Here is a 228-nt window from a genome sequence, read left to right on the forward strand (position 1 = left end):
TGGTGCCGCCGGCCGAGCCGGTCACCGCCGTGACCCTGCACGGCGAGCTGGCTTTCGACAACGTCAGCTTCGCCTACCCGGGAGCGGACGAGCCGGTACTCTCCGGCGTCTCGTTCACGGCCCGGCCCGGGGAGATCACGGCGATCATCGGTTCCACCGGCGCGGCAAGACCACGCTGGTGAACCTGATCCCGCGGCTGTTCGACGCGACCGAGGGCGCGGTGCGCGT

Annotated in this window: 1 pseudogene; it reads left to right on the forward strand. The window is 71.5% G+C overall.

The window, feature by feature from the left end:
- A pseudogene (locus BN358_RS11960) lies at positions 1–228 on the forward strand (ATP-binding cassette domain-containing protein); the annotation flags it as partial.

Source organism: Sedimentibacter sp. B4, from assembly GCF_000309315.1.
In the GTDB taxonomy this organism is placed as follows: Bacteria; Bacillota; Clostridia; order Tissierellales; family Sedimentibacteraceae; genus Sedimentibacter; species Sedimentibacter saalensis.